Origin of the sequence: Rhodococcus oxybenzonivorans (assembly GCF_003130705.1) — a bacterium.
GTDB classification, from domain to species: domain Bacteria; phylum Actinomycetota; class Actinomycetes; order Mycobacteriales; family Mycobacteriaceae; genus Rhodococcus_F; species Rhodococcus_F oxybenzonivorans.
The window spans coordinates 4,179,712-4,205,076 of the sequence record NZ_CP021354.1; the positions used below are offsets into that span (position 1 = coordinate 4,179,712).

The 25,365-nt window shown below is 67.2% G+C and carries 22 protein-coding genes and 1 riboswitch; of the genes, 5 read left to right on the forward strand and 17 right to left on the reverse strand.

The annotated features are described in order from the left end of the window. Positions 1–119 precede the first annotated feature (119 nt). The 4 genes from CBI38_RS19745 to CBI38_RS19760 are packed head-to-tail and all read right to left on the reverse strand — an operon-like array spanning position 120 to position 3,694. Positions 120–851, reverse strand: a complete 732-nt coding sequence (locus CBI38_RS19745) for a (2Fe-2S)-binding protein (RefSeq protein WP_109331449.1) — start codon at positions 849–851, stop codon at positions 120–122. Next, the gene (locus CBI38_RS19750; protein ID WP_109331450.1) at positions 844–1,620 is read right to left on the reverse strand and encodes an ABC transporter ATP-binding protein; all 777 of its coding nucleotides are present in this window, start codon (positions 1,618–1,620) and stop codon (positions 844–846) included. The genes CBI38_RS19745 and CBI38_RS19750 overlap by 8 nt, the downstream gene beginning before the upstream one ends. Further along, complete coding sequence (locus CBI38_RS19755) at positions 1,617–2,702, reverse strand: FecCD family ABC transporter permease (protein WP_109331451.1); 1,086 nt, start codon at positions 2,700–2,702, stop codon at positions 1,617–1,619. The genes CBI38_RS19750 and CBI38_RS19755 overlap by 4 nt, the downstream gene beginning before the upstream one ends. Beyond that, a complete protein-coding gene (locus CBI38_RS19760; RefSeq protein ID WP_109331455.1) occupies positions 2,699–3,694 on the reverse strand; it encodes an ABC transporter substrate-binding protein in 996 nt (331 codons plus the stop codon). Before CBI38_RS19760 ends, CBI38_RS19755 begins: the two co-directional genes overlap by 4 nt. Positions 3,695–3,801: 107 nt before the next feature. Then, positions 3,802–3,949: riboswitch (cobalamin riboswitch) on the reverse strand. Positions 3,950–4,034: 85 nt separating this feature from the next. On the opposite strand from CBI38_RS19760, the gene CBI38_RS19765 reads away from it, so the two are divergent. Further along, positions 4,035–6,155 carry an MMPL family transporter gene (locus tag CBI38_RS19765; RefSeq protein WP_109331460.1) on the forward strand — a complete coding sequence of 707 codons (2,121 nt, stop codon included), beginning with the start codon at positions 4,035–4,037 and terminating at the stop codon, positions 6,153–6,155. A gap of 32 nt (positions 6,156–6,187) precedes the next feature. Further along, positions 6,188–8,182 carry an SDR family oxidoreductase gene (locus tag CBI38_RS19770; protein WP_109331461.1) on the forward strand — a complete coding sequence of 665 codons (1,995 nt, stop codon included), beginning with the start codon at positions 6,188–6,190 and terminating at the stop codon, positions 8,180–8,182. A gap of 10 nt (positions 8,183–8,192) precedes the next feature. On the opposite strand, the gene CBI38_RS19775 is transcribed toward CBI38_RS19770, so the two are convergent. From CBI38_RS19775 to CBI38_RS19810, 8 genes are all read right to left on the reverse strand, one after another. After that, positions 8,193–9,071 (reverse strand): sucrase ferredoxin, encoded by an 879-nt coding sequence (locus CBI38_RS19775; RefSeq protein ID WP_109331462.1) that lies wholly within the window; start codon positions 9,069–9,071, stop codon positions 8,193–8,195. A 29-nt stretch (positions 9,072–9,100) separates the two neighbouring features. Further along, positions 9,101–9,679: a YdeI/OmpD-associated family protein gene (locus CBI38_RS19780; RefSeq protein ID WP_109331463.1), complete on the reverse strand. Its 579-nt coding sequence runs from the start codon at positions 9,677–9,679 to the stop codon at positions 9,101–9,103. A gap of 10 nt (positions 9,680–9,689) precedes the next feature. Further along, positions 9,690–10,193, reverse strand: coding sequence for a hypothetical protein (locus tag CBI38_RS19785; RefSeq protein WP_109331464.1), 504 nt, complete (start codon positions 10,191–10,193; stop codon positions 9,690–9,692). A 55-nt stretch (positions 10,194–10,248) separates the two neighbouring features. Next, positions 10,249–11,223: a R2-like ligand-binding oxidase gene (locus CBI38_RS19790; RefSeq protein WP_109331467.1), complete on the reverse strand. Its 975-nt coding sequence runs from the start codon at positions 11,221–11,223 to the stop codon at positions 10,249–10,251. Positions 11,224–11,370: 147 nt separating this feature from the next. Continuing rightward, positions 11,371–12,147, reverse strand: a complete 777-nt coding sequence (locus CBI38_RS19795; RefSeq protein ID WP_109331468.1) for an alpha/beta fold hydrolase — start codon at positions 12,145–12,147, stop codon at positions 11,371–11,373. Between the two features lie 84 nt (positions 12,148–12,231). Next, positions 12,232–12,828, reverse strand: coding sequence for a dihydrofolate reductase family protein (locus CBI38_RS19800; RefSeq protein ID WP_109331469.1), 597 nt, complete (start codon positions 12,826–12,828; stop codon positions 12,232–12,234). Next, on the reverse strand, positions 12,821–14,374 hold the full coding sequence (locus CBI38_RS19805; protein WP_109331470.1) for a DNA polymerase Y family protein: 1,554 nt from the start codon (positions 14,372–14,374) through the stop codon (positions 12,821–12,823). The genes CBI38_RS19800 and CBI38_RS19805 overlap by 8 nt, the downstream gene beginning before the upstream one ends. Continuing rightward, complete coding sequence (locus tag CBI38_RS19810) at positions 14,371–15,234, reverse strand: hypothetical protein (RefSeq protein WP_109331471.1); 864 nt, start codon at positions 15,232–15,234, stop codon at positions 14,371–14,373. The genes CBI38_RS19805 and CBI38_RS19810 overlap by 4 nt, the downstream gene beginning before the upstream one ends. A gap of 172 nt (positions 15,235–15,406) precedes the next feature. On the opposite strand from CBI38_RS19810, the gene CBI38_RS19815 reads away from it, so the two are divergent. Then, positions 15,407–16,618, forward strand: coding sequence for a serine/threonine-protein kinase (locus CBI38_RS19815; RefSeq protein ID WP_109331477.1), 1,212 nt, complete (start codon positions 15,407–15,409; stop codon positions 16,616–16,618). 13 nt (positions 16,619–16,631) lie between these two features. Here the strand turns inward: CBI38_RS19815 and CBI38_RS19820 are convergent, their stop codons facing one another. After that, a complete protein-coding gene (locus tag CBI38_RS19820; protein ID WP_109331479.1) occupies positions 16,632–17,291 on the reverse strand; it encodes a response regulator in 660 nt (219 codons plus the stop codon). Next, positions 17,288–18,643 carry a sensor histidine kinase gene (locus CBI38_RS19825; RefSeq protein ID WP_418328271.1) on the reverse strand — a complete coding sequence of 452 codons (1,356 nt, stop codon included), beginning with the start codon at positions 18,641–18,643 and terminating at the stop codon, positions 17,288–17,290. The genes CBI38_RS19820 and CBI38_RS19825 overlap by 4 nt, the downstream gene beginning before the upstream one ends. A 149-nt stretch (positions 18,644–18,792) precedes the next feature. Here CBI38_RS19825 and CBI38_RS19830 point away from each other — a divergent pair, with 149 nt between their 5' ends. Both CBI38_RS19830 and CBI38_RS19835 read left to right on the forward strand, forming a co-directional pair. Continuing rightward, positions 18,793–20,250 carry a PspC domain-containing protein gene (locus CBI38_RS19830; RefSeq protein ID WP_230989890.1) on the forward strand — a complete coding sequence of 486 codons (1,458 nt, stop codon included), beginning with the start codon at positions 18,793–18,795 and terminating at the stop codon, positions 20,248–20,250. Then, the gene (locus tag CBI38_RS19835; protein WP_109331481.1) at positions 20,243–20,467 is read left to right on the forward strand and encodes a hypothetical protein; all 225 of its coding nucleotides are present in this window, start codon (positions 20,243–20,245) and stop codon (positions 20,465–20,467) included. The genes CBI38_RS19830 and CBI38_RS19835 overlap by 8 nt, the downstream gene beginning before the upstream one ends. A 62-nt stretch (positions 20,468–20,529) precedes the next feature. Here CBI38_RS19835 and guaA read toward each other — a convergent pair whose 3' ends face one another. The 3 genes from guaA to CBI38_RS19850 form a co-directional block, all read right to left on the reverse strand. Further along, the gene (gene guaA, locus CBI38_RS19840; RefSeq protein WP_109331490.1) at positions 20,530–22,101 is read right to left on the reverse strand and encodes a glutamine-hydrolyzing GMP synthase; all 1,572 of its coding nucleotides are present in this window, start codon (positions 22,099–22,101) and stop codon (positions 20,530–20,532) included. A 120-nt stretch (positions 22,102–22,221) separates the two neighbouring features. Beyond that, entirely contained in the window at positions 22,222–24,000 is a 1,779-nt protein-coding gene (locus CBI38_RS19845; protein WP_109331491.1) for a GMC family oxidoreductase N-terminal domain-containing protein, read from the reverse strand. 204 nt (positions 24,001–24,204) lie between these two features. After that, positions 24,205–25,344 (reverse strand): GuaB3 family IMP dehydrogenase-related protein, encoded by a 1,140-nt coding sequence (locus CBI38_RS19850; protein ID WP_109331492.1) that lies wholly within the window; start codon positions 25,342–25,344, stop codon positions 24,205–24,207. Positions 25,345–25,365: the final 21 nt, after the last annotated feature.

A 25,365-nucleotide genomic window follows, 5' to 3' on the forward strand; every position in this document is an offset into this window, starting at 1 on the left:
CACGTGCCGTGCCGAAACCATGGAAGATGCCACTGGGGAAGACGCATCATTCGAACGCGAGTTCGAACACTCTCAGTGTGCCATCACACTCGCGGGCAGGTCAACGCGGGCCACCGGAGTCAGGTCACGAGCGCGGCGAGACCACTCAGACGGTCCTCGGCCGGCCTCCGCGGGCAGCTCACACACTTGGCCGAACCGGGCGTCTCGTAGATCAGGCAACACGACGCCCGCTGCGTGAACCGGCGGGTCACCGCACCGGCGTGCACGTCGACGAACCGCGGCCGGGGCAGAATCACCCCGTCGGCACGCATGGCGTCGACGAGCTGCCGGGCGAACATGCTCCCTCTCATACGATCACCGATGCCGTCGCCGGCGTCGAGCGCGCGGTTGGCGATCGAATCGGTGGTGATCGCCCACAACGCTGCCCGCCGCACTCCGGACGCCTCGGCCAGTGCGTCGATGAGAACGGTCAACGTCCCCGCGAGTTCCGACGCCAGATCCGCCACCGGGAGCACCGACGATGCCGTCAGACCACCGAGGTATCCATCGGCGGTCAGGAACGCCCGGGCGCCCTCCAATCGTGGGCAGGCAGCGACACCGGTGACGAGGGCAGTCGCGATCGGGATCCCGGTCAGGGTGGAACTGGCCGAATACCACCACAGGGTGCCGTTGACCCGGGGATTCCCACTGCCCCATCGGCTTGCGGTGTCCGCGAGCCGATGGGCCATCCACTCGGCGTCTGCCATGTCTGCTGCCGGAAACGAGCGGCCGTCGGGAAGCGCCGTCCAGGCGGCCAGCAACGGAACCCGACGGGCGGTCAGCGCGTACGTCTGCGCCAGGTGCTCATCCATCGGCCAACCCCAGAATGTCCATCGACCGCCTCGGCCCCGACCGCACAACGGCGCGGATTCCGAACACCTCGCCCAGCACCGTGTCGTCGAGGACATCGGGTGGTGGGCCGGCGGTGATCACCCGTCCATGCTGCATCACCGCCAGCGTGTCGCAGTACTGCACCGCCAACCTGAGATCGTGCATGGTCACCACGAGTGCGAGTCCGCCGGCGGCGAGATCGCGCAGCAATTCCATCAGGATGAGCTGATGACGAAGGTCGAGGTGATTCGTGGGTTCGTCGAGGAGCAGGACGCGCGGTTGCTGCGTGAGCGCCCGCGCGATCGCCACCCGTTGACGCTCACCTCCCGAGAGCGCCTGCACGTCGCGCCCCGCGAGTTCCGCCAACCCCACCTGCTGCAGGCACCTCTCGACGATCTCGCGGTCGGCGGCGCTGTCGCGCTCGAACCAACCGTGGTGGGGAATCCGGCCCAGCGACACCGACGCGCGCACCGTCACCCCCGCCGACGACTGCGGCTCCTGCGGAACCGCCCCGACCGTGCGGGCGAGTTGTCGCCGCGCCAGGTCGGCAACGTTCACCCCGCCGACGACGACGGCGCCCGCGGTGGCGGACACCGCGCGGTAGCAGCAGCGCAGCGCCGTCGTCTTGCCGGACCCGTTGGGACCTACCAGACCGAGCATCTCGCCGGGCCGGACAGCGAAGTCGACCCCGTGCAGCACGTCGCGTGAGCCGAGTTGGGCCCGGAGTCCTTGCACGCCCAGCCCGGTCATCGTTCGGCCCGCCGGTACCGGCGCTGCAGCATCCACACGAACAGCGGGGCGCCGACGAGCGCAGTGACGACGCCGACCGGCACTTCGAGGCTCGACGAGATCGACCGTGCCGCGGTGTCGGCTCCCACCATGGCGACCGCACCGAGCAGCGCGGCGACCGGTAACAATCTGGCGGCGCGAATACCGACGACGTAGCCGGCCAGGTGTGGCACGAGGAGGCCGATGAAGCCGATACCCCCGGCGACCGAGACTGCTGCGCCGGCCAGTAGTGACACGCCCAGCAGGTGGACGATCCGGAAGCGGGGAACGTTCATGCCGAGCGCGGCCGCTCCGTCGTCCCCGGTCTGCAGCACGTCGATCCGGCGGGCACTCCACAGCATGGCAGTGCCGACCGTCGCGAGCGCCGACACGGGAAAAATCATCGTCGACCAGCGCGCGTCACCGAATCCGCCTGCGAGCCAATGCATCACCGAACCGAGTTGCCGTTCGTCGGCGAGCACGAGGAGCGAGAAGGTGATCAGCGCCGAGAAGACCTGTGCCAGCGCGACACCGACGAGGATGATCGCAGTGGGTTGCGGATACCGTCCGCCGATTGCCAGCGACAGGAACAACGGCACCATCGCGCCGACGAACGCCGCCACGGGAACGGTGAAGACCCCGAGCATTCCGGCGCCGAACCCGAGCACCGTCACGATCACCACACCGAAACCGGCACCCGAGGACACGCCGAGCAGGTATGGGTCGGCCAGCGGGTTGCGGGTCACGAGCTGCGCCACCGCACCGGACAGTGCCAGCGCGGCGCCCACCGTCGCCGCGGTCAATGCCCGCGGCAGACGAGAACCGACGACGATGGATTCCCGTGCCTGCGACCACCAGACGTCGAACACACCGGGCAGCATCCGGTTCACCACGATCGCCCAGACGTCACCCACCGGTATGCGCACCGAACCGAACGACACGGCGAGCCCGATCACGAACAGCGTGGTCAGCACCAGAAGTACGATCAGCCCGGCAAATCCGAGAGGGGAACGAGCTGAGGGCGAGGATGGGCGCACCTCGGTCCGTTCGGTGAGCGCCGTCATCGCGTGGAGAAGGCGCCGGGATGGACGGCGCGCGCGATGGTCTCGACCGACCGCACGAGACGCGGGCTCTCGAAGAAGTCGTCGAGCGGTACGACGACGAAGCGGCCTGCCTTCACGGCAGGGGTCGCCGACATGATCGGGTGTGCGGTCAGGAAGTCGATCTTGTGCTGCGCACTCGTCGCGCCGTAGTCGAGGACGACGATCACCTCGGGACTGCGTTCTCCGACAATCTCCCAGGTGGCCGTCGAAAACGGTTTCTGCCCCTCGGAAAAGATGTTCGCGGCACCCGCATGGTCCGCGATGAGCTGACCGATTCCGACACCGCCGACAGTCAGCGGGACGTTCTCGCCGGAATCGTAGAAGAACACCGGGACGGCGGTACTGCCCGCAAGTGTCGCGCGCACGGACTGCAATCCGGACGTCACTCGGTCGCTGATCGCATGCGCCCTGTCCGGAACTGCGAGGATTTCGCCCAGCTGTGTGAAGTCGTCCCGCAGCAGAGCGATGTCGGGGAAGCCCTGCCCGCAGTACTCGGAGAACAGGAATGTAGGAATGCCGTGCTCGGCGAGGAACTCTCGTGAACGCCCCTCCTTCTCGTCGAATGCGCTCCGCATTCCCCCCACCACCAGGTCTGGCTCGAGGTCGAGCAACTGCTCTCGCGTCGGATACTCCTTCGACCGATGCGGGATCTTCGCGAATTCCTCGGCGAATGGGGGTAGCGGGGTGGCGTCGCCGTACCCGGTGCCGACGATACGGTCGCCGACACCCATCTCGATCAGAACCTCGGTGACGTGATCGTTCATGCTGACGATGCGCTGGGGTGGTGCATCGAAGCTCTGCGTGAGCGAACAGTTGGTGATCGTCACCGCGGCGGTAAACGACTCGGCGGAAGTAGTGCCCGGGCCAGGTTCCCCACGCGAGCAGGCGGCAGCGAGCAGCACTGCCACGGCGGCGGTGAGCAATCCGAACCTTCGGAACAACGGACGGTGCATGTAAACCTCATTGCGGCTCAGAGCCACGAATGAAAGTCGTGCAGGTCACTCCACGACCGGAGTCGCAGTGCGCCTGCGGGACTCCGCTTCGTAGACCACGACGAATGGATGTCGCACACCACACACCGGGTAATCGGGCTCGCCACCGGAAAATACTCCGATGGCCCACCGTTGCGGGTCAGCGCCGGATTCGGACCGGCTTCCCCCATGTGTGTGGCTGCACGTGCACATCCGAGTATGCATCATGGCGCGGGAGCCGGATCACACCACCGCCGCTCACCGCCGCACGCGCACTACAGTCGGCAGTCGCACAATGCCGACCACGACCCGGAGATGACGCATGACACGTTGGGCCTCGACTGTTGTTTCCCGGCGATGGTGGATTCTGGTGCTTGCCGTGGCCGCCGTACTGGTGAGCGGCGTCTGGGGTACGGGGGTGTTCGCGAAATTGGGCTCGGGCGGCTACACCGACCCGGGCAGCGAGTCCGCTGAAGTGGCGAGGATCGTCGAGGCCAACCTGGGTCCGCAGACCGCGGACATCATCGTCGTCTACACCGCGCCCGAAGGGAGAACGCTCGACGACATCGGTCCCGAGGTGACGGCCGATCTCGAACGGTTCGCCGCCGAGGTCCCCACGCACAAGATCACCTCATACTGGACCGCGGACACCACGACGAAGCAGCGGATGGTGTCGGAGGACGGCACCAAGGCGTCGGCCGCGGTCACCGTCGACCCCGAAGCCGGAATCACGGTGGCCGCCTTCGACGGCCTGCTACCCAAGCTCGAAGTCGAGGGCATCGACACCGAATTCGCGGGCAACTCGGTGGTGGGTGTGGCTTTCAACAACCGGCTCCAGCAGGATCTGGTGCTGGCGGAGGCGATTGCGCTTCCCATCACACTGGTCCTGCTGGTCTTCCTCTTCGGCGGCGTGGTCGCCGCGGCCGTACCCGTCTTCGTCGGACTGCTCTCCATCTTCAGCGCGCTGGCCACCCTTCGGGTGCTCACCCTGTTCACCGACGTCAACTCCTTCGCGATCAATGTCGCCTCTCTGCTCGGTCTCGGGTTGGCAATCGACTACGGGCTCTTCGTCGTCGGACGTTTCCGTGAAGAACTGGAGTCGGGCGCCGACACTGCCGAGGCCACCCGGCGCACCGTGCTCACGGCCGGCCGCACCGTTCTGTTCTCCGGACTGCTGCTGGTGTGCGCCTTCTCGGGCATGCTCGTGTTTCCCCAGGACGTCATCGCATCGCTGGGATTCGGTGCCATGGCCGCGGTCGCGAGTGCGGCGCTGCTGTCCCTGACCGCCGTCCCCGCTCTCCTCGCGATCCTCGGCCCACGCATCAACGCAGGGAGCTGGCGCAAGGACGCAGCCCAGCGCAGCGAAGCGAGGGCCCGCACGTTCTGGGGGTCCGTCGTCACGTGGGTGATGCGCAGGCCGGCCGCGATCGCAGTCGGAATCGTCGCCGGACTTCTCGTTCTGGCAGCTCCCCTACTCAGCGCCTCCCTCGGAGAGGTCACGTACACCGCGCTCCCCGAGGACGACCCTGCCCGCATCGCCACCGACACACTTACCCAGGAGTTCCCGACGACGGGCAACGGAGCCACCCTGATTCTGCGGGGCACGGACGGCAGCGGACCGACTGCCGCGGACGGTGCCGCCGTCGCCGAACAGGCCGGACAGGTCGAGGGCATCGGTGCGGCCACTGTGGTGGCGTCGAACGGTGAACTGGTCGCCGTCCAGGCGGTATACGCGGAGGGCGTCGACAGCGACGACCAGAGTGGTGCGGTCGCGGCTCTGCGAGACATCGCAGTACCGGAAGGGACCGAACTCCTCGTCGGTGGTGGACAGGCCACTGTCGACGACAGCAACGCGGCGATCGTCCGCTGGCTGCCCGCGATGGTGGCGATCATGGTGCTGTCGACGCTGGTGCTGCTGTTCCTGGCGTTCGGCTCGGTGGTCCTGCCGCTCAAGGCGGTGGCCATGGCGGGACTGAGCCTGGCCGCCACCTTCGGTGTCCTGACCTGGATCTTCCAGCTCGGCCACGGCGCGAGCCTGCTCGGGGTCAGTCCGGCACCGCTCGAGGCGACGTTCGTCGTCCTGATCCTCGCGGTCGTGTTCGGCTTGTCCACCGACTACGAGGTGTTCCTGATGTCACGGATGGTGGAGGCGCACGCGGCGGGGGCGACCACGGAGGAAGCGGTGCGGTTCGGAACGGAGCGCACGGGGCGGATCGTGACCGCGGCCGCTCTGCTGCTCGTCGTGGTCACCGGAGCATTTACCGTGTCCGGCCTGTCGATCATGCGGTTCCTCGGAGTGGGCATGATCGTGGCACTGCTCGTGGACGCCACCGTGGTGCGCATGTTGCTCGTGCCGTCGCTGGTGAAGCTGATGGGTCCGGCCAACTGGTGGGCTCCGGCGTGGATGACGAAGGTCCATTCCAAGGTCGGAATCCGTCACTAGTGCATCATCTTACTTCGGAGTAAGTTCGGGGAATGGCCACCTACCTCGTCACGGGCGGAACCGGATTTCTGGGTCGACACGTCCTGCCTCTGATCCTCGACCGCGATGACACAGCAGAGATACACGTCCTCGTCCGCCCCTCCTCGCTCACCACACTCGACGCCCTCACCGAAAGCATGCCCGGCGGCGATCGTGTGCATCCTCTGATCGGGGACCTGACCGAGCCCGGCCTCGGCCTCGCCGCGGTGCCGGCGGCCCAGCACGTTCTGCACCTCGGCGCGATCTACGACCTCACCGTCGGCGACGAGCAGGCGTCGACCAATGTCGACGGCACGCGCGCGGTGGCCACCCTCGCGACAGAGCTGGGCGCAACCCTCCATCACGTGTCGTCGATTGCGGTCGCGGGCGATTACGCGGGCACCTTCGCCGAGTCGGATTTCGATCGGGGACAGAGTTTTCCGACGCCCTACCACCGCACGAAGTTCGAGGCGGAGAAGATCGTTCGCGACAGCGAGGGACTGCGCTGGCGGATCTACCGCCCGGCCGTGGTGGTCGGCAATTCGGTCACCGGTGAGATGGACAAGATCGACGGACCGTACTACCTGTTCCCCGCCATCTCCGCTCTCGCCAAGCTCCCGGCCGCACTCCCGGTGGCTGTCCCCGACATCGGATCGACCAACGTCGTTCCCGTGGACTATGTGGCGGCGGCCATCGTGGAGCTGATGTCGGCACCGGACCGCGACGGTCAGGTGTTCCACCTGGTCAATCCTCGCCCACAGTCGGTCCGTGAGATCTACGCGGGGCTCGCCAAGGCCGCCGGTGCCCCGCGCCCGGCGGCGAGCCTGCCCGGCAGACTGGTCCGCCCCTTTCTGGCACCTACCCCGGACTCGACTCTCGACACGGGCCGCAAGTTGGTCCTCGACGGGCTCGGCATCCCGCCCGTGCTCGTGGCGAACATGACGCTGCCTACCGCCTTCGTCAACGAAGCAACGCGAAAGGCTCTGCAGGGTACGGGAATCGAGGTTCCGCCCTTCGCCTCCTACACGAAGGCGCTGTGGACCTACTGGCAGAACCATCTCGATCCCCATCGGGCGCGCCGCTCCCACCCCGGCGGACCGCTCGTGGGACGGCACGTCGTCATCACCGGGGCCTCCTCCGGGATCGGTCGCAGCGCGGCGATCGCCGTGGCCCGCAAGGGCGCGAAAGTTCTTCTCCTCGCGAGACGTACCGAGGAACTCGAGGCCGTGGTCGCGGAGATTCGCGCGGCGGGCGGTGCGGGGTTCGGATATCCGTGCGACATCACCGACGAGACGTCGGTCGAACGCACGGTCGCGGCGATTCTCGCCGAGCACGGTCACGTGGACATGCTGGTCAACAATGCCGGCCGGTCGATCCGGCGGGGCCTCTACCGCTCGACCGAGCGGTTCCACGACTTCGAACGCACGATGGCCGTCAACTACTTCGGTGCCGTTCGACTCGTCCTCGCGTTCCTTCCGCAGATGCGTGAACGCCGGTTCGGGCACATCGTCAACATCAGCAGCGCCGGGGTCCAGGGGGCAACGCCGCGATTCGCCGCCTACGTCGCCAGCAAGGCGGCGCTCGACGGGTTCACCGATGTGGCCGCCGCTGAAACACTGTCGGACGGGATCACGTACACCACCATCCACATGCCACTCGTCGAGACGCCGATGATCGCACCGACCGGCAACTACAACGTCGGACCCATCACCTCACCGGAGAAGGCGGCGGCCATGGTGGTCCGGGCCCTGGTCGAGCGGCCGAAGCGCATCGATGTCCCCAGCGGCACTCTCGGGGAACTCGGCAGTATGTTCGCGCCTGCCGTCAAAGACCGGGTGATGCATCAGATGTATCGCATGTTCCCCGACTCGCCGGCGGCCAAGGGACAGAGCGTCACCGAGAGGACACCCGAACCGCCACGAACCGACGAGGCACGCGCGCACAGGTCGACACCGTGGGGACGCGCCGCCCGAAAGGTCGGCAGGCTGGTACCCGGCGCCCATTGGTGAGCGCACTCGGTCAGCCCAGCGGGCGTACCCCGGTGGCGACGACGGGACGAACCGGTTTCGGTGCGGCTCCGCAACTTGGCGGCCTGGGCGCGAGTTCCCGCTCCTCCACATCGACGGACCACCGGCGTCCGTCGATGTGGGTGACCACCGACGCCCCGTCCACCGCCAGCTCGTTCGGGCCCGCGGTCACCAGTTCCCGGACCGCGAGTTCGGCCACCTGGCCCCGCTCGTCCCAGCAGCTTCGTCCCCGTAGTCCCTGCGCGTACACCTCGTCCCGGGCGGCGGCGCGCACCGCCTCGGCGCTCTGTTCCGCAGAGAGCCGGCCGTACGTATATCCGGTGGGCAGCAGAATCATCGACGGCGCGAACCGGTGTCCTCCCGTGTGCGAGCATTCCCACACGGTGTCGCCGAACTCTGTGGACAACCGGGCGGCGATAGGACGTCCCAGGACGGCACAGCACTGATCCCGTTTACCGTGCGCGCACACCAGCACCACCGGCTCCGCGACCGGCTCCCCCCACCGCGGAGCCGGACCGGCGACCACACCGAGGTCGAGGTCGAGGAGGTCGGCCGGACTGCCGATGTCCAGGCGTTCACACCAGGCCGACGCGGGATGCGAGTGTGCAAGGAGAACTGTGCGCCTCGCCGGATCGGTCGTGCTTCGTCCCGGCCGGCGGATGAACATGAACCGTACTCCCGCCGCCTTCGCACGGGCGTCGAGTTCCCCGGCGAGTTCGCTGCCCAGCGCTGTGCCGTCCACCACGTCCCGGCCCCACGCACCCGGGTGTTCGAGACACACCCAGCCCGTGACGTGCGCCGCCGTTCCCGGCAGGGGTTCGTCGGCGGCGGACAGCGCGGAGCAGGTGGTAGAGGTGATCGTGTCGTTCACGAGGCCATTGTGTCAGGCTGATTTTTCGCTCAGTCGTGGAACTTGCGCCGTTCCGACAACTGCTGAACGAACTTCTCGATGCGCCGGGCACGCGTCTCCGGACGTTTCGCGTCCTGTAACCGGTAGATGACGGCGTAGCGGTTGTGGCTGTTCAGCGTCGCAAAGAACGCCTCGGCCTCCGGATTCTGCGCAAGGGCGGCAAGGAAGTCCTCCGGAATTTCAGCCGTCTTCTGTCCGGCATAGGCACGATCCCACCGCCCGTCGGCTCTGGCCTTCTCCACTTCCGCCGCTCCGGCAGCCTCGAGGGCCCCGGCGGCTTCCAGTTTCTCGGCATATTCGCGGTTGCGTTTCGACCACGGACTGCGCGCCGATCGTGGGGTGAACCGTTGGACATAGAAATTTTCGTCGACCCGGCGGACTTGGCTGTCGATCCAGCCGTAGCACAACGCCACCTCGAGTGCCTGGTCGTAGGTGATCGACGAGTGGGCCGATCCCTTCTTCGCCATCTTCAGCCAGATACCGGGTGAGGTGGCGTGATGAACTGCGAGCCACTGGCGGAATTCGATCTGCCCGGCGAAGTACTCGACCGGCAACTCTGCTGCACCCATGCGCCGGAATCTATCGGCCCCGTGCCCACACCCGCACGAAACCCTGCGACAGATACGCAAGCGAGCCGAGGGCCAGCACCCACTTGGTGATGCTGACCGCGGAAGTGGCGCGGACGGTGGCATCGGTGATGTGCTCCCGATGTGTCAGCAGATGCAGGCCGACGACATTCTCGACGTAGTCACCGGCCGCGGCCACGACCGGCGCAGCCGCCAGCATCTTTCGCGTTGTGGGCGACAACGGCGTCAACTCCGCCAGCCGTCGCGCACCCGTACGCAGAGCGACGGCGTAGATGGCGGGATGGACGAAGTCGGGATAGTAATGACTCCGATATCGCGCGGTCTCGGTGGCGTCCATGCCGTCGAGGATCGCGGTGTAGTCCCGGGCGGATCGGGCCGTCTGAATCTCGGCCACCCGGGGGGCAGCAGGACCGAGCAGTCGGGCGATATTCGCCTGTGAGATCACGAACGCGGCAGACCAGCCGAGGAGCTTGCGGTCGAGCGAGGTGAGCGCCATGGCCAGATCCTGCCATGGATCCCCGACGGTTGATCATCCCTTCGTCCGAGTCCGCTCAGCCTGCTGCCTCGGTCAGCGCCTTGGCGTCCTCCTCGCCGAACCGCTCCTCGAGCACCTCCGGGGAGTAGTCGAGGTCGATTTCCTCGACCGGCCGGCCGCGTGCCGACTCGATCGCCGAGAGGCGACGCTGCGCACGGTCCGCGGCGTAGGCCAGGAACTCGTCGTTGTCGAGACCGAACGGCTGAACCTCGAATTGTGCGTTGACCCAATCGATCATGCCCAGTGCCATCGGCATCAGCTCCGCCATCCGCTCCTGCACCACATTCCAGTTGTTGTCGTCGGCCGCGACATGCCGTCGGCAGGTGAAGGTTCCCCAGGCCATGTGACGACGTTCGTCGTCGCCGATCCGCTTGACGAGATCCTGCATGCCGGGGAGTATCCCGCGGGTCGCGCACACCTTCTGCCAGGCGTAGTACCCGGTCAGCGCGAGACTGCCCTCGATGACATGGTTATAGGTGACGCTGGCGCGAATCTGGTTGGCGGGGCTCGGATCCGTCTCGAGAACGCCCAGAGATCCGGGAAGCTCCTCGTAGAACAATTGGCGGTAGTACGGATTGTCGGCGACGAACGGATGCAAGTCCTGCGTGAGCCCGACCGCGTCCATCCACAACCGGAACACCTGCGTGTGCTTGGCCTCTTCGAAGCAGAACTGAGTCAGGTACATCTCGTCACCGAACCGGCCCTCTGCGGCCATCGCCTTCATGAAGGGCTGAATGTCCTCGGTGACCGCCTCCTCACCGGCGATGAACTGCGCACACAGGTACGTCGCGCTCCGCTGCTGCTCGCTGTTCAGCTCCTCCCAGTCCTGCGCATCCCGGCTGAAATCGAGCTCGACGGGATTCCAGAACTTGGCGTTCCCCTTGGTGAACAGTCGCAGCGGAAAGGCGTCCCAGTTCAGGCCGCCGGAACGGAGCGAACTGAATCCCTCCCTGCCGGGTGCGTACGGTCGTCCGGGTGTGATCGTCGACATCTCGTGCCTTCTTCCCGATGTGCAGATACATCTGTGCAGCCGGAGCCGAGCCCCCGCTTCTACTCCACGCTAGTCCTGCCCAGGCCGCTGCGGGTTTACATTTGCGGACTTTTGTCTGAATCCGGCCGACGGTTGAACAGCGCACGCTCAGTTCGGCTCGGACTCCATCAGGAACGGCATCGCCGCCGCCTCGAACTCGTCGTACCGATCACGGTGAATGCTGTGTCCCCCGGGGAAAACCACCACCCGGCATCTCGGTATCGCGGCGACTGCGGATTCGAGTCGACGGGCATCTACCATCCCGCCGGGACCGCCGCGCAGGATCAGTGTGTCCGCCTCGATCCGTGGCAGCTGGTCCCACCACAACGGGTCCGGGCGGCGGAACTGCTCGAGCGCCGAGCGTGTCATCGACCGGTCGAAGGCGAACACGGCCCGCGGGTGCCGGATCAGGCTCGTCGTCGCATGCCACAGCTCCGGCAGGGACGGCAGCCTGTTCGAGAAGACCTGCTCCGGGTCACCGGGCCGCAACGGAAGTGGGGCCTCCTCGATGACCAACCGCCGCACCAGCTCGGGGCGGGTCTGGGCTGCGAGTGAGGCGGCATGACCGCCGAGCGAATGACCGACGAGATCGACCTGCGACAGGCCCAGGTTGTCGCACACTTCCACCACATCGGAACCGAACTCTTCGAACAGGTACGACGCAGCGCGGGCACTGCGACCGTGTCCCCGTAGATCGAGCACGACGACCCGGCGCCCGCGTGAGACCAGCGCCCGCATGAACCGGTCCCACGTTCCGCCGTCACCGCCCATTCCGTGCACGAGAACCACGGGCACTAGATGAGCGGCCGGGCCACTGCGCACTCCGCTGTCGCGGTACGCGATGGCGACACCGGTGCGGGTCGCGGTCGTCCTGCTCGTCTCCACGAGAAACAAGCCTAGGCGGACGGCCGCGTCGGCCCGCCCTGACCTCCCGAGCCGTACGGGCGGTCCGTCCGTTCGCAAGGATGTTCACGGTGTGGCGGGGACGACCCGATAACGCAGCGTCACGATCCCCGACTCGTACCCCTTCGCCTCGAGGAGCGTGAGGGCGTGCATCCCGGTGTCCTCGTCGAGAAGACGCTGCCCGCGCCCCAGCAGCACCGGCACCACGCGCAACTGAATCTCGTCGACCAGATCTGCCGCGAGTAGCGACTTGGCCAGGGTGACACTCCCCCACACGACCACGTCACCACCGGGCTCCCGCAGCAACTGCCGCACCCGCTCGACCACGTTCCCGTCGTACACCTGCGCCGGTTCCCACGATCCCCACGGCGCCCTGCCGAGGGTGGACGAAAACACGAGCTTGGGAAGCGTGTTCACCACCTCGCCCACCACCTCGCCTTCCGCGGTGGGCCAGTACTCGACGAACATCTGATAGGTGTTGCGGCCCAACAGAACCAGATCCACGTCGGCGAGAAGATCTACGTTGTCCCGATCGACCTCACCGAAATCGGACACCGCCTCGAAGAAGTCGAGCTCGCCCGACGGCCCGGCGACGAACCCGTCGAGAGTGGTCAGTTCCTGCACGATCACCCGGCGAATTGCGGGCGTAGACACCTCACTCATAGATTCCCTCCACCGTCCACCGATCCGCCGTGCAGATCACCAGCAGCGCCCGCGACTCCTCGAGCAGCACCTGCGCCCTGGCCGCCGTCCGGGCGGCGGGCGGATCCCACCACCGCTCGTCCACCGGCCACGGTCCCGCCCATCCGCACACCGTCCACTCTTTACTCCCCCAGCGCAACCGGGCGGGAGGCGCACTGAACACACCGCGTTCCGTGACCGTCACGGCAGCACCCCGTGCGTCCACGATGCCGACCTCGGGATGTGCCGTCAACACAGCGGAAGGTGCCGGTTCGGGAAGCGTTCCCGGCCACGGCTCCGACGGATCGGAACGAGGAATCAGCTCATCCCCCAACGGCAGCAGGGTGATGCGCTCCGCCGGACCCCGCCCACCACTGAGAACACCCACCTGCACGGCCTCCCCGCCGAGAAGTCCCTGCACCCGCACCAGGGCTCGCCGGGCCCTCTCGTCCTGATCTCCGACTCCACCCCACAGCCCCAACTGCAGGGCTCCGGAAGCCACCACCTCCACCGGCTCGAGCCGCAGGACCGCGATACCCGCGGTGGGACGCTTCTCGCTGCGCCCGGTCAACCACCCGTCCAACTGCCACCGCACCCGGTCCGCCGTCGCCTCCGGCGTCAACGGCTCCGCGCATCGCCACGTCCGGGACAACTGTTCCCCGTTGCCGGTGATTGCCGACACCGACAGCCGAGTACAGGCCACCCCCGCGTCGGACAGGGTGCGGTGCAGTTTCTCCGCCAACGCCCTGCCTGCGAACGCTGCGGCGTCGACCCGTTCGATCACGGGGTCGCAGTGTTCTTCCACCTCCAGGTCGGGAGGTAGCGATCGCGCCGACGGGGGACGCTCCGGCTCACCCCGCGCCGCACGATGGGCAAGCACCGCGTCGGTTCCGAAGCGGGACGCCACATCACCTGCCGGCAGCGCCGCGAAGGCGCCGATGGTGCGCAGTCCCAGACGGTGCAGCAGATCGACCAGTTCACCACGGTGAACTGCCGCGAGACTGGGTTCGGCAGCCAGTTCCCTCATCGGCAGCGGCGCCAGGAACTCCGCTCCCCGGCCGGGAGGCACGAGCACCCCTCTGCGAGCGGCGATCACGGCCGTGGACAGTTGATCGGCAATGCCCACCTGACACTCGACCCCCACAGCCGACACCTGGTCCACCAACCGCTCCGCAGCGGCTTCCTCGGAGCCGAAGTATCTGCTGACACCCCGCGCCGACAACACCACGAGCCCGGGACGCAGCACCTCGACTCCGGGAGCCACGGCGTCGATGGTCGCGGCAACCGGCTCGAACAACCGAGCGTCCCGCTCGGCATCCGCGGTCACCACGTGCAACCGGGGGCACCGGGCCTGGGACTCGCGGCGACGCAGTCCCCGGTGCACCCCGTCCGCCCGGGCCGTCGCCGAACAGGCCACCACACGATTACCCGATGTCACCGCCACCGGATGAGTGGGCGGGAGGTCCACGGCTGCAGCAGCTGCGACCGCAGGCCAGTCGGGACACCACAACGCCACTACGCGGCTCACAGCCCCACCACTTCCGCCGCTTCCGGAAAGCCTGCCTCCGGGAGAGCGGTGTCCGGCGTGTTCACCCACTCCACTCGACCCTGCGCCGAACGCACGTCCAGCCGGGTGGTGCGCGGCTGAAACGACCGCCCCCGGGCGCACACCGCCAGGCTGAGGGAACGTAGCCGGCCGCACCCCCGTTCCTGAGATCCCTTGCCCAGTCCCGCATATCCGCGGACACGGGCATCCAGTCGCATCTCAGCACCGTCCCAGTGTCCGTCGGTGACCACCAGGGTCGAACCCTTGCTCCGCGCGCGGGCCACCACCGCGCGGGCACGGGACGGCGCCACCGAGGCTCCACCCAGGCCGAGTACCACCAGATCCATACCGTCCAGCAGCACCGCGGCGATCTCCACCGGATCAGCTCCGGGGTCGGGAATAAGAGCGAGGCGTTCGAGCTGCGCCCCCATCTCGACAGCGGCGAGCAACCCGAGCTGGGGATGCCCGATCACAGCGACATGTCCCCCGTCTGCGGTGACCGACGCGACCAGCCCCAGCAGAAGCGAGGTGGCACCGGAAACCGATACCACGGAACCCCGCACCAGCCCGCCTCTCGGAAGAAGGTCGGCCAGCGCAGCCGGAACCGGGAGCACTCCGGCCGTGTCCGAATCGGGGGCCGAAGACTTGCCCGGTGTGTGCAGCGCGCCCTCCATCGGAGCGCGATTCGCCACCGATTCCCCGCGAGCGGGGACCGCCGCCATCCTTCGCCGGAGGAAGTCCAGACGCTCCTGACGGGAGAGCCCCGACAACTCCGGCGGCACAGCAGACTCCGGAACTGCGGCCACATCAGCCAACTCGACACCCCTGTCACTCGGCACCAACAGCGGTCGGCAACCACGGGGAAGACGCGGCTCGAACAGACGCTACGTTCGAACGTATTTTCGAACTCGTTTCCAGTAAAGCCGGTCGGTGAGTGCCAGTCAAGTGGACCACGTATTCGCAGGTCAGGAGCGTCACACCGCCCGTGTCCGCATCATCCTCTAACCTGAACGCGTGACTGAGCAGGCGCAGAGCGAAAGGGGCATCGGACCCGAATACCTGGTGGCGGGAAGGTACCGTCTGAGGTCCAAACTGGGCGGCGGCGGCATGGGTGCCGTGTGGCTGGCGAGAGACACCCTGCTTCACCGGGACGTAGCCGTCAAACAGGTCACCACGACGGCCGGACTCGACCCCGACGAGGCCCGCCGCGTCCGTGAACGCACCCTCCGGGAAGGGCGCAACGCCGCCAAACTCACCCACCGCCATTCCATTGCGATGTACGACGTGGCGCTCGAAGCCGGGGAGCCCTGGCTGGTCATGGAATACCTACCGTCCCGCAGCCTCGCCCAGGCGATGAACATCGCCGACACTCTGCCGCCCCTCGAGGTGGCTCAGATCGGTGCGCAGGTGGCGGACGCCCTGGTGGCCGCGCACGCCGCGGGCATCGTGCACCGGGACATCAAACCGGGCAACATCCTCGTCGCCGACCGGGGCCGGGAACTCGGCACCGTCAAGATCAGTGACTTCGGCATCGCCCGCGCCAAGGGCGACGCCGCCGAATCCACGAACGGCGTCATCACCGGGACACCCGCGTATTTCTCCCCCGAGGTTGCCCGCGGCCAGGATCCCACCGAGGCCAGCGATGTCTTCTCCCTCGGGTCCACTCTGTATACCGTGGTCGAGGGGCAGCCGCCGTTCGGCATCGATTCCGACTCCATCGCACTCCTGCATCGCGTCGCGAAGGCCGAGATCTACCGCCCGGCCAAGGCCGGGCCGCTCACCGAAACGCTGTTGCACCTACTCGAACCCGACCCGGCGCGGCGTCCCACGATGGCCGAGGCCCGCGACGCGCTGGCTCGGGTGGCCATGGGCGGGGACGGTGATGTCGCCCACCTCGTCGGCTCACCCGTCTACTCCGCCGACGGCACGATTCCCTCCTGGGCCCACCGTTCCACTCCGTTGCCCCCTCCGCACCGCCGGAGCAAGATCGGCTCCACTCAGGCCGGCCTCCCTGCGGTGCCCCAGAGCACGCCCTTGAAGAACGTTCCCCGCCCGCTGGGCAAACTGCAGTGGCCGCCGCGGCCCACTCCGCCCGCCCCCGGCGCACCCGAACCCACGGTCCGCGATCAGGTGGTGGCGTGGGCACCGATCGCCATGGGCGTGATGGTCGCCATCTTGATACTGGCCGTGCTCGTCGCAGTGGTCGTCCTGCTGGCCCAGCCCTGAGCGGCCGTACGTATCAGTCGATCCGACGACGGTGCGCCCACCGGGTCAGCGCATTGCGGTTCGACTGCTGCGTCTTGCGCAGCACGTTGGACGCATGGGTTTCCACCGTCTTCACCGAGATGACCAGTTCCTCGGCGATCTCACGGTACGTGTACCCCCGCGCGAGCAGCCGCAGTACTTCCATCTCGCGCGGGGTGAGCGAATCGAGTTCCGGGTCCAGCTGCGGTTCGGGAGCATTGGAGCGGCCGGTGAAGGAGTCCAGCACGAATCCGGCCAGCCTCGGGCTGAACACGGCGTCACCGCCGGCGACCCGGCGCACTCCGTCGGCCAGCTCCCCACCCGAGATCGTCTTGGTCACGTAACCGCGGGCACCCGCCCGGATCACGGCGATCACATCCTCGGCGGCGTCGGACACACTCAGCGCCAGACACACCGGGCCCTCCTCGATGCCGCGCAACACGGCGACACCACCACCGTCGGGCATGTGAACGTCGAGGAGGACGACGTGCGGGGCGGTGGCGTTGATACCCGACACCGCCTCTGCCACACCGCCGGCCTCCCCCACGACCTCCATGTCTGCTTCCCGCCCGAGTTCGGCACGCACACCGGACCGGAAGACGGCGTGATCATCTACGAGAAAGACGCGATACGGCGGTGTTTCAGGCAAGCTCACTGTGGCTGTTCCTCGGCGTGGACGGTAGTGTCGCCCCACTCTAGGCCAGCGTCGTCCGTAATCTCGGTAGCATCCGCCCCGGCCTTGGCATGGCCGTTTCGCGGCATGGAGATCCGGACCTCGGTGCCCTTGCCGGGCGCCGACCGCACGTCCACGTGTCCACCCCGGCGATCGATCCGCCCGCGGATCGACTTCGCCAGTCCCTGCCGATCCGGCGGCACCTCGTCGATGTCGAAGCCGACACCACGGTCCCGGACGAACACACTGACCTGTTCGCGCTCCGCCTCGGCGAAGAGGTTGATGTCGGTCTCGCCGGAATGCTTGGCCGCGTTGACGAGTGCCTCCCGCGTCGCACCGAGTAAGGCTGTGAAGCTTTCCTTCGACAGCCCCTCTCCTGTCCCCTCCACATCGAGGGAGACGTCGCCCACCGTCACCGGCCGCACCGTCACACCGTGCTGGTCCTCGACCTCACCGGCGATGATGCGCAGCGCCTCCGCGAGACTCGACTGGTCGGCGTCACCGCCGCCGAACAACCACTTGCGCAGTTCGCGTTCCTGTCCGCGCGCGAGCCGGGCCACCTCCTGTGGGTGATCTGCCTGCTTCTGGATCAGCGCCAGCGTCTGCAGGACGGAGTCGTGCAGATGGGAGGCGATCTCCTCACGCTCCTCGTTGCGAATTCTCGCTGCCCGTTCCGCTCCGAGGGCACGCCACAGCCGCAACCACAGTGGCACGGTCAGTAGTCCGGCGCCGACAAGAGTCACCACGACCGCCAGCAACGACGACCGCAAGGCCTCCAGATCGACCTGAGCGAGGATCACCACGCCCAGCCCGGAGACGATCAGTGTCACGCCACCGAGAACCCGCGCCCACGTGAGAACGGTGGGCCGCTGCGGCAGCCCGATCACGGTGCGCGGGCCCTCCGAATCGAATTCCCGCCACACCAACGCCGCACCCACCGCGACCACGATGATCGGCGCAATCACCGATCCTGCACGGCCACTGAACAACCACGACAATGCGGAGGCACCAGCCAGACCGATGGCGATCAGGCCGATGGCCCTGCGTCGTTCGGACGCGCTGGGCTTCTCCGTGTCGGCACCCGCCGACGTGAAGATCCACAGGAGGCCGTACGCGACGATGCCGGCACCGGCCAGCGCCGCCAGAGCGGCGAACACGACGCGCACCTTCAGGACGTCGACACCCAGCTGATCGGCGATTCCGCCCGCGACACCACCGACGACACGACCCGCAGCCCGGCGTTCGAGCCGCGGCATCGGCACATCGCCCGGCGCCACCGGTGGCATCAGCGGGCCACCACCGGTCTGCGCTGCAGAAGGCACGGCGTTCGACACAGATTGCACATACTCGATACTGGCACGATCACCCCGCCCGGGCATCAGGGTCCAACCCTGACTTCGCGGACCGGCACGGCCCATTCCGGGCGGAAAGATCAGGGTAGTTCCCGATGTACGCGCGGGGCGTCGGCCGCAACGATGGTCGTATGAGCAATGGGAGTTTCCAAGAGCAGATGAACGATCTGTGGCGGACCCGGCCGGTGCGGTTGCCCGGGCGAGGTCACGTCGCCGGTGTCTGTGCGGGAATCGGATACCGTTACGGCGTCGATCCCGTACTGATACGAGTCGCTTTCGTGGTGTCGACCATCTTCGGCGGCGCCGGTGTACTCCTCTATCTGGTGTGCTGGCTCGGCCTCACCAAATCCGGTGACCCGGCCTCGCCGGCGGAGTCCCTCGTCGGCCGCGGCCACAGCTCGGATTCGGGCACCAAGACCGTCGTCCTCCTCGTCGCTCTCGCCATCGCCGCCAGCACGGTCGGGCCGTTCGGTGTCGGACTCGGCGGATCGGGTCTGATCAGCATGGCGTTGATGCTCGGCGGACTGTGGTTGTTGTATCAGCGGCAACCGGTGCCGCCGCCCCTCCCGCCCGGGGTCGCACCGACCGGTGTCGGAACTGGCTATCCGGGCACGAGTTACGCCCCCGGACCGTTCGGCGGCAACCCGTTCGGCGCCGACCCGTATGGCGCCGGCGCCTACGGCGGCAGCGCGTACGGCGCCGGCCCGCACCCCACCTACAGTCCGTACACCAAGCTTCCCGATTCCTACACGCCGAGCCCCGCGGCCACTCCCACCGCGGACAGCACGGATCGAACGAACACACCGCCCCCCACCGAACCCCCAGCGAGCGAGCAGAAGACGGTGTCGTTCGAGAAGTCTCCGGAGCCGACCCCCAGCAGCTTCGCGCCTCCGACACCATTCGCACCACTCGAACCACGTCCACCGGCCTGGGATCCGCTGGGAGTGGCCCCCTTCGCCTGGGACCTTCCCGAGCCGGCCGGAACTCCCACACCCGCCGCGGCACCCGGACGTAAGCACTCGCGCCTGACCACCATGGTCATCGGACTCGCCATCCTCGCTGCCGCAGCCGCGACGGCACTGTCGGTCGCCACCGGATCGGAATGGCTGAACCCGGGCCGTATCGGTGCCGTCGCCCTCGCCGTGATCGGCGCAGGCCTCGTAGTCGGAAGTGTTGTCCGCAAGGGCTACGGATTGCTCGTCGTCGCCGGACCACTGGTGGGATTCGTCGTTCTGGCCTCGCTCGTCGGCTCACTGAACTTCGACGGACGCAGCATGGGCGAACAGAGATGGGAGCCCATGTCGGCGGCCGACCTCGAGTCCGAATACTCGGGCGGTTTCGGCAGCTTCACCCTCGACCTCCGCAGGGTCGAGCTCACCGAGGACAAGACGGTGACCGTGAACGGGAACGGTGAGGTGATCGTGCTCCTGCCGCCGAAGATGAACGTCCGCAACGACTGCTCGGTTCAGGTCGGTGACAGCCAATGCCTGCCCGACGGTCTCGACGGCGGAGCGGACGGACCGGAAGGACCCGTATTGAATCTCGACGTGAACGCACAATTCGGAAGTGTGGAGGTGCGTCGTGGATGACATCGACGACACTCAGGACACCGGCACCACCTCACGGAAACGGCCGTCCCCGCTCCTGTTCCTCGCCGGTCTGGCAGCGCTGCTCGTGAGCGGCTGGGCCCTCGTCGGTCCCTTTTCCCTCGAACCCCTCGCGAATGTCGAATTCCGCTGGCTGTTCGTCCTCGTCGCCGTGGTCGTCGGTGCAGTTCTCGTCTTCGCACCGAATAGAAAGAGATAGCCCGGCAACACGAAAGCGCGGTGGGCGGGTCCTCGGACTCGCCCACCGCGCTTTTCAGTGCGTCACTCCCACTCGATGGTTCCCGGCGGCTTGCTGGTGATGTCGAGCACCACTCGGTTGACGTCGTGCACCTCATTGGTGATGCGGGTGGAGATGCGCTCGAGCACCTCGTACGGCACTCGTGTCCAGTCCGCCGTCATCGCGTCTTCACTCGACACGGGCCGCAACACGATCGGGTGACCGTACGTCCGCCCGTCACCCTGCACCCCTACGCTGCGGACGTCGGCCAACAGCACCACCGGGCACTGCCAGATCAACTTGTCCAGCCCGGCGACCGTCAACTCTTCGCGCGCAATGGAATCGGCGTGCCGCAGGATGTCGAGGCGCTCTTCGGTGACCTCGCCGATGATGCGGATACCGAGCCCCGGTCCCGGGAACGGCTGGCGTCCCACGATCTCCTCGGGCAGGCCGAGTTCGCGGCCGACGGCACGCACCTCGTCCTTGAACAGCAACCGAAGCGGTTCGACGAGCGTGAACTGCAAATCTTCCGGCAGCCCGCCCACATTGTGGTGACTCTTGATATTGGCGGTTCCGGTGCCGCCGCCCGACTCGACCACATCCGGGTAGAGCGTGCCCTGCACCAGGAAGTCGACGGTGTCACCGTGCGCAGCGTTTTCACCCAGCACGTCGCTGACTGCGCCCTCGAAGCTGCGAATGAACTCGCGGCCGATGATCTTGCGCTTGGTTTCGGGATCCGACACCCCGGCCAGGGCGCCGAGGAAGGTGTCCGCGGCATCGACGGTGATCAGTTTCGCACCTGTCGCAGCCACGAAGTCCTGTTCGACCTGCACTCGTTCGCCGGCACGCATCAAACCGTGATCGACGAACACACAGGTCAGTCGGTCGCCGATCGCGCGCTGCACGAGGGCTGCCGCGACCGCCGAATCGACGCCACCGGACAACCCACAGATCGCCTTGCCGTCTCCGACCTGCTCGCGCACCTGCTCGATCAGGGCGTCGGCAATGTTCGCGGCCGTCCACACCGGCGGAATGTTCGCGATCTCGTGCAGGAATCGGCTGAGTACCTGCTGGCCGTACGGCGAATGCAGGACCTCGGGGTGGTACTGCACTCCCGCGAGTTTGCGGGCCCGGTCCTCGAACGCGGCCACGGGGGCGCCCTCACTGGTCGCGGTCACCTCGAAGCCTTCCGGCGCTTCGGTGACCGCATCCCCGTGGCTCATCCACACCGGCTGGTTCTTGGGCAGGCCGTCATGCAGCAGCCCACCCTGCACCGTCAAGTCGGTGCGGCCGTACTCGCGTGTGCCAGTGTGCGCCACCGTGCCGCCGAGAGCGCCGGCCATGGCCTGAAATCCGTAGCAGATTCCGAACACCGGGACGTCCAGATCGAACAACGCCGGGTCCAGCTGCGGCGCACCCTCGGCATACACGCTCGACGGCCCACCCGAGAGCACCACGGCGAGAGGTTTCTTCGCCTCGATCTCCGCGACGGTCGCGGTGTGCGGGACCACCTCGGAGTAGACCTTCGCCTCACGCACCCGCCGGGCGATCAGCTGCGCGTACTGCGCGCCGAAGTCGACGACGAGGACGGGTCTCTGTTGCTCGATATCTGTCACCGGGTCAGTCTAATCGGCGCAGCTCCGTGGTCTGCGCGACCCCATGTCCGTGCACGACCGCCGCTCTTCATAGCCGACCCTGCGATTCAGGCAACACTGCGATTCAGGCAACACTGCGACTCAGGCGACACCGTGACTCTGGGCGACACCCGGATTCTGGGTGACGCCCTGTTCGTTGGCGGCCGCCGTCGAGGAACCGTTGCGGATTTCGACGATCGGCAGCACCAGCGCTGCGGGCGCGTCGGCGGGAACCACCGGCGCGGTCGGCGGCACCGGGTTCAGGCGGCGGTATCCCTCACCCTGGGCGGGGCGTAAGTCCTTCTCACCCTTGTTCGGCCACAGCGACGCTGCCCGCTCTGCCTGCGCCGAAATGGTCAGCGACGGGTTCACCCCCAGGTTCGCCGACACCGCGGCACCATCGACCACGCTGAGCGTCGGGTATCCCCACACGCGGTGGTAGGGGTCGATGACACCGTGCTCGGGGTCCGAGGCGATCGTGCAGCCACCGAGGAAGTGCGCCGTGAGCGGAATGTTGAACACATCACCCCACGTGCCTCCCGCGCGGCCGTCGATCTTCTCCGCGATGCGCCTCGTGGCCTCGTTGCCCGCAGGAATCCAGCTGGGGTTCGGCTCTCCGTGACCCTGTTTGCTCGTGAACTTGCGCCGGCCGAACAGACCCTTCTTGGTGTACGTCGTGATGGAGTTGTCGAGATTCTGCATCACGAGCGCAATGATGGTGCGCTCACTCCACCGGTACGGGGTGAGCACCTTCAACGCCTTCGGGTCCTTCGCGAGCTCCCTGAGGAACGTCATCCACCGTCGGCCGCCTCCGTCGGTCAGGAGCGTCTGCAGCAGCGCCATCGAGTTCGAACCCTTGCCGTAGCGCACGGGCTCGACGTGGGTGTCCGAGGTGGGATGGAACGACGACGTGATCGCGACGCCCTTGGTCAACTCCAGCGCGGGATCGACCTTGTTCTTGGCCGCGCCGAGAATCGACTCCGAGTTGGTACGGGTCAGCACACCCAGCTGATCGGAAATCTTCGGGAGCGCCCCCGTCTCCTTCTGATCGAACAGCAGGTGCTGCGTACCCCACGTTCCGGCGGCCAGCACGACCTGGGCAGCCGTGTACGTCTTGCACTTGCGGTTCTTGACCGGACCGGTCCGCCGGGTGAAGACGTCCCAAGTGCCGTCCGACGCCTCCCGCAGACCGGTGACCGTCGTCATCGGGATGATGTCGGCGCCCGCCTTCTCGGCAAGACCGAGGTAGTTCTTCAGCAGGGTGTTCTTGGCACCGTGCCGGCAGCCGGTCATACATTCACCGCATTCGATGCACCCGGTGCGGTCGGGGCCCACGCCGCCGAAGTAGGGGTCGGGCACCGTCTTGCCCGGCTCACCGAAGAACACGCCGACCGGAGTCTGGATGAACGTGTCACCCGCCCCCATGTCCTCGGCCACCGACTTGATGATCTCGTCGGCCGGCGTCATGTGCGGGTTCTGAACCACGCCGAGCATCTTCCGGGCCTGGTCGTAGTAGGGGCTGAGCTCGTCGTACCAGTCGGTGATGTGCGCCCACTGCCGGTCCTGGAAGAAAGAGGCGGGCGGCTTGTAGAGCGTGTTGGCGTAATTGAGCGATCCGCCGCCCACTCCGGCGCCCGCGAGGATCAGGCAGTCGCGCAGGAGGTGAACCCGCTGGATGCCGAAAAGTCCCAGCGCAGGTGCCCAGAGGAACTTCTTCAGGTCCCAGCTGGTCTTGGCGAAGTCGGCATCGGCATAACGCCGGCCGGCTTCGAGGATGCCGACCTTGTATCCCTTCTCCACCAGCCGGAGCGCGGTGACGCTGCCACCGAATCCGGACCCGACGATGAGAACGTCATAGTCCGTCGCGCGTTGCTTCTTCATCCTCGACCTCCACCGAACCTGGGTTATTACTCGCCAGTATGCACCCCAGCGCTGTGACAGCTGCCACAAGGGTTACCTTAACTGTAACGATTGGTATCAGGAACGGCAGGCACCAGCACAAGAAAATCGCCCAATGCCGCACCGGTGCTGTCGAACTACACCGAAGGGCATTGGGCGATGAGAAAAAGTGGAGCGGACGAGGCCCTACGCGCGGACCGTCAAGCCCACCTTCTGGAATTCCTTGAGGTCCGAGTAGCCGGACTTCGCCATGGATCTGCGCAGGCCGCCGACGAAGTTCAGAGAACCGTACGGATCGTTCGACGGGCCCGCGAGGACCTGGTCGAGCGACGGTCGTTCGCCGAAGGACACCGGCAGCATCGTGCCACGGGGAACCGACGGATGGGCTGCCGCCGACGGCCAGTACCAGCCGCCGCCGGGTGCTTCGGCCGCGACCGCGAGCGGCGCACCCAGCACCGCTGCGTCCGCACCACAGGCGATCGCCTTGGCGAGGTCACCCGAAGACGCGATGTCCCCGTCCGCGATGACATGGACGTACCGCCCACCGGTCTCGTCGAGGTAGTCACGTCGAGCGGCCGCTGCGTCGGCAATGGCGGTGGCCATGGGAAGACCGATGCCGAGCACTTCACCGGTGGTAGTAGCCCCCTCCGTGGAGCCGTACCCGACGATGACACCCGCCGCTCCCGTGCGCATCAGGTGGAGCGCGGTGCGGTGATCGCTCACCCCACCGGCCACGACGGGAACGTCCAGCTCGGAGATGAACGTCTTGAGGTTGAGCGGCTCACTGTCGCCGTGGGCGACGTGCTCGGCGGAGATGATCGTGCCGTGGACGACGAGGAGGTCGATGCCGGCCTCGATCAGATGCGGAGTCAGCGCACGCGCATTCTGGGGGCTTACCCGCACAGCGGTGGTGACCCCGGAGTCACGGACCTGCGCCACCGCGGCAGCGAGCAGGTTCGGCTGCAGCGGCGCAGCATGCAGTTCCTGCAGCTTCCGGATGGGAGCTTCGACGTCGACGTCCGATTCCGCGATGGCGACGAGCTCGGCGAGTTTCGCCTCGACATCGGCGTGGCGGCCCCACAGTCCTTCACCGTTGATGACACCGAGACCACCACGCTTGCCCAGCTCGATCGCGAACGCCGGCGACACCAGCGCGTCGGTGGGATGCGCGAGCACGGGAATGTCGAAGCGGTAGGCATCGAGCTGCCAGGACGTGGACACCTCCTTGGAGGAGCGCGTCCGCCGGGAGGGGACGATGTCGATGTCGTCCAGCTCATAGGTTCGTCGGGCTGTTCGGCCCATGCCGATCTCAACGAGGTCGCGCACGCGCGCCCCTTTCTCGTGACT

Bases quoted from the DNA above. Each gene is read 5' to 3' on its own strand.
- CBI38_RS19800 (WP_109331469.1), bottom strand. From the start codon at position 12,828: ATGAGTGAGGTGTCTACGCCCGCAATTCGCCGGGTGATCGTGCAGGAA.
- CBI38_RS19745 (WP_109331449.1), bottom strand. From the start codon at position 851: ATGGATGAGCACCTGGCGCAGACGTACGCGCTGACCGCCCGTCGGGTT.
- CBI38_RS19780 (WP_109331463.1), bottom strand. From the start codon at position 9,679: ATGGGTGCAGCAGAGTTGCCGGTCGAGTACTTCGCCGGGCAGATCGAA.
- CBI38_RS19750 (WP_109331450.1), bottom strand. From the start codon at position 1,620: ATGACCGGGCTGGGCGTGCAAGGACTCCGGGCCCAACTCGGCTCACGC.
- CBI38_RS19770 (WP_109331461.1), top strand. From the start codon at position 6,188: ATGGCCACCTACCTCGTCACGGGCGGAACCGGATTTCTGGGTCGACAC.
- CBI38_RS19830 (WP_230989890.1), top strand. From the start codon at position 18,793: ATGAGCAATGGGAGTTTCCAAGAGCAGATGAACGATCTGTGGCGGACC.
- CBI38_RS19755 (WP_109331451.1), bottom strand. From the start codon at position 2,702: ATGACGGCGCTCACCGAACGGACCGAGGTGCGCCCATCCTCGCCCTCA.
- CBI38_RS19790 (WP_109331467.1), bottom strand. From the start codon at position 11,223: ATGTCGACGATCACACCCGGACGACCGTACGCACCCGGCAGGGAGGGA.
- CBI38_RS19760 (WP_109331455.1), bottom strand. From the start codon at position 3,694: ATGCACCGTCCGTTGTTCCGAAGGTTCGGATTGCTCACCGCCGCCGTG.
- CBI38_RS19845 (WP_109331491.1), bottom strand. From the start codon at position 24,000: ATGAAGAAGCAACGCGCGACGGACTATGACGTTCTCATCGTCGGGTCC.
- CBI38_RS19785 (WP_109331464.1), bottom strand. From the start codon at position 10,193: ATGGCGCTCACCTCGCTCGACCGCAAGCTCCTCGGCTGGTCTGCCGCG.
- CBI38_RS19765 (WP_109331460.1), top strand. From the start codon at position 4,035: ATGACACGTTGGGCCTCGACTGTTGTTTCCCGGCGATGGTGGATTCTG.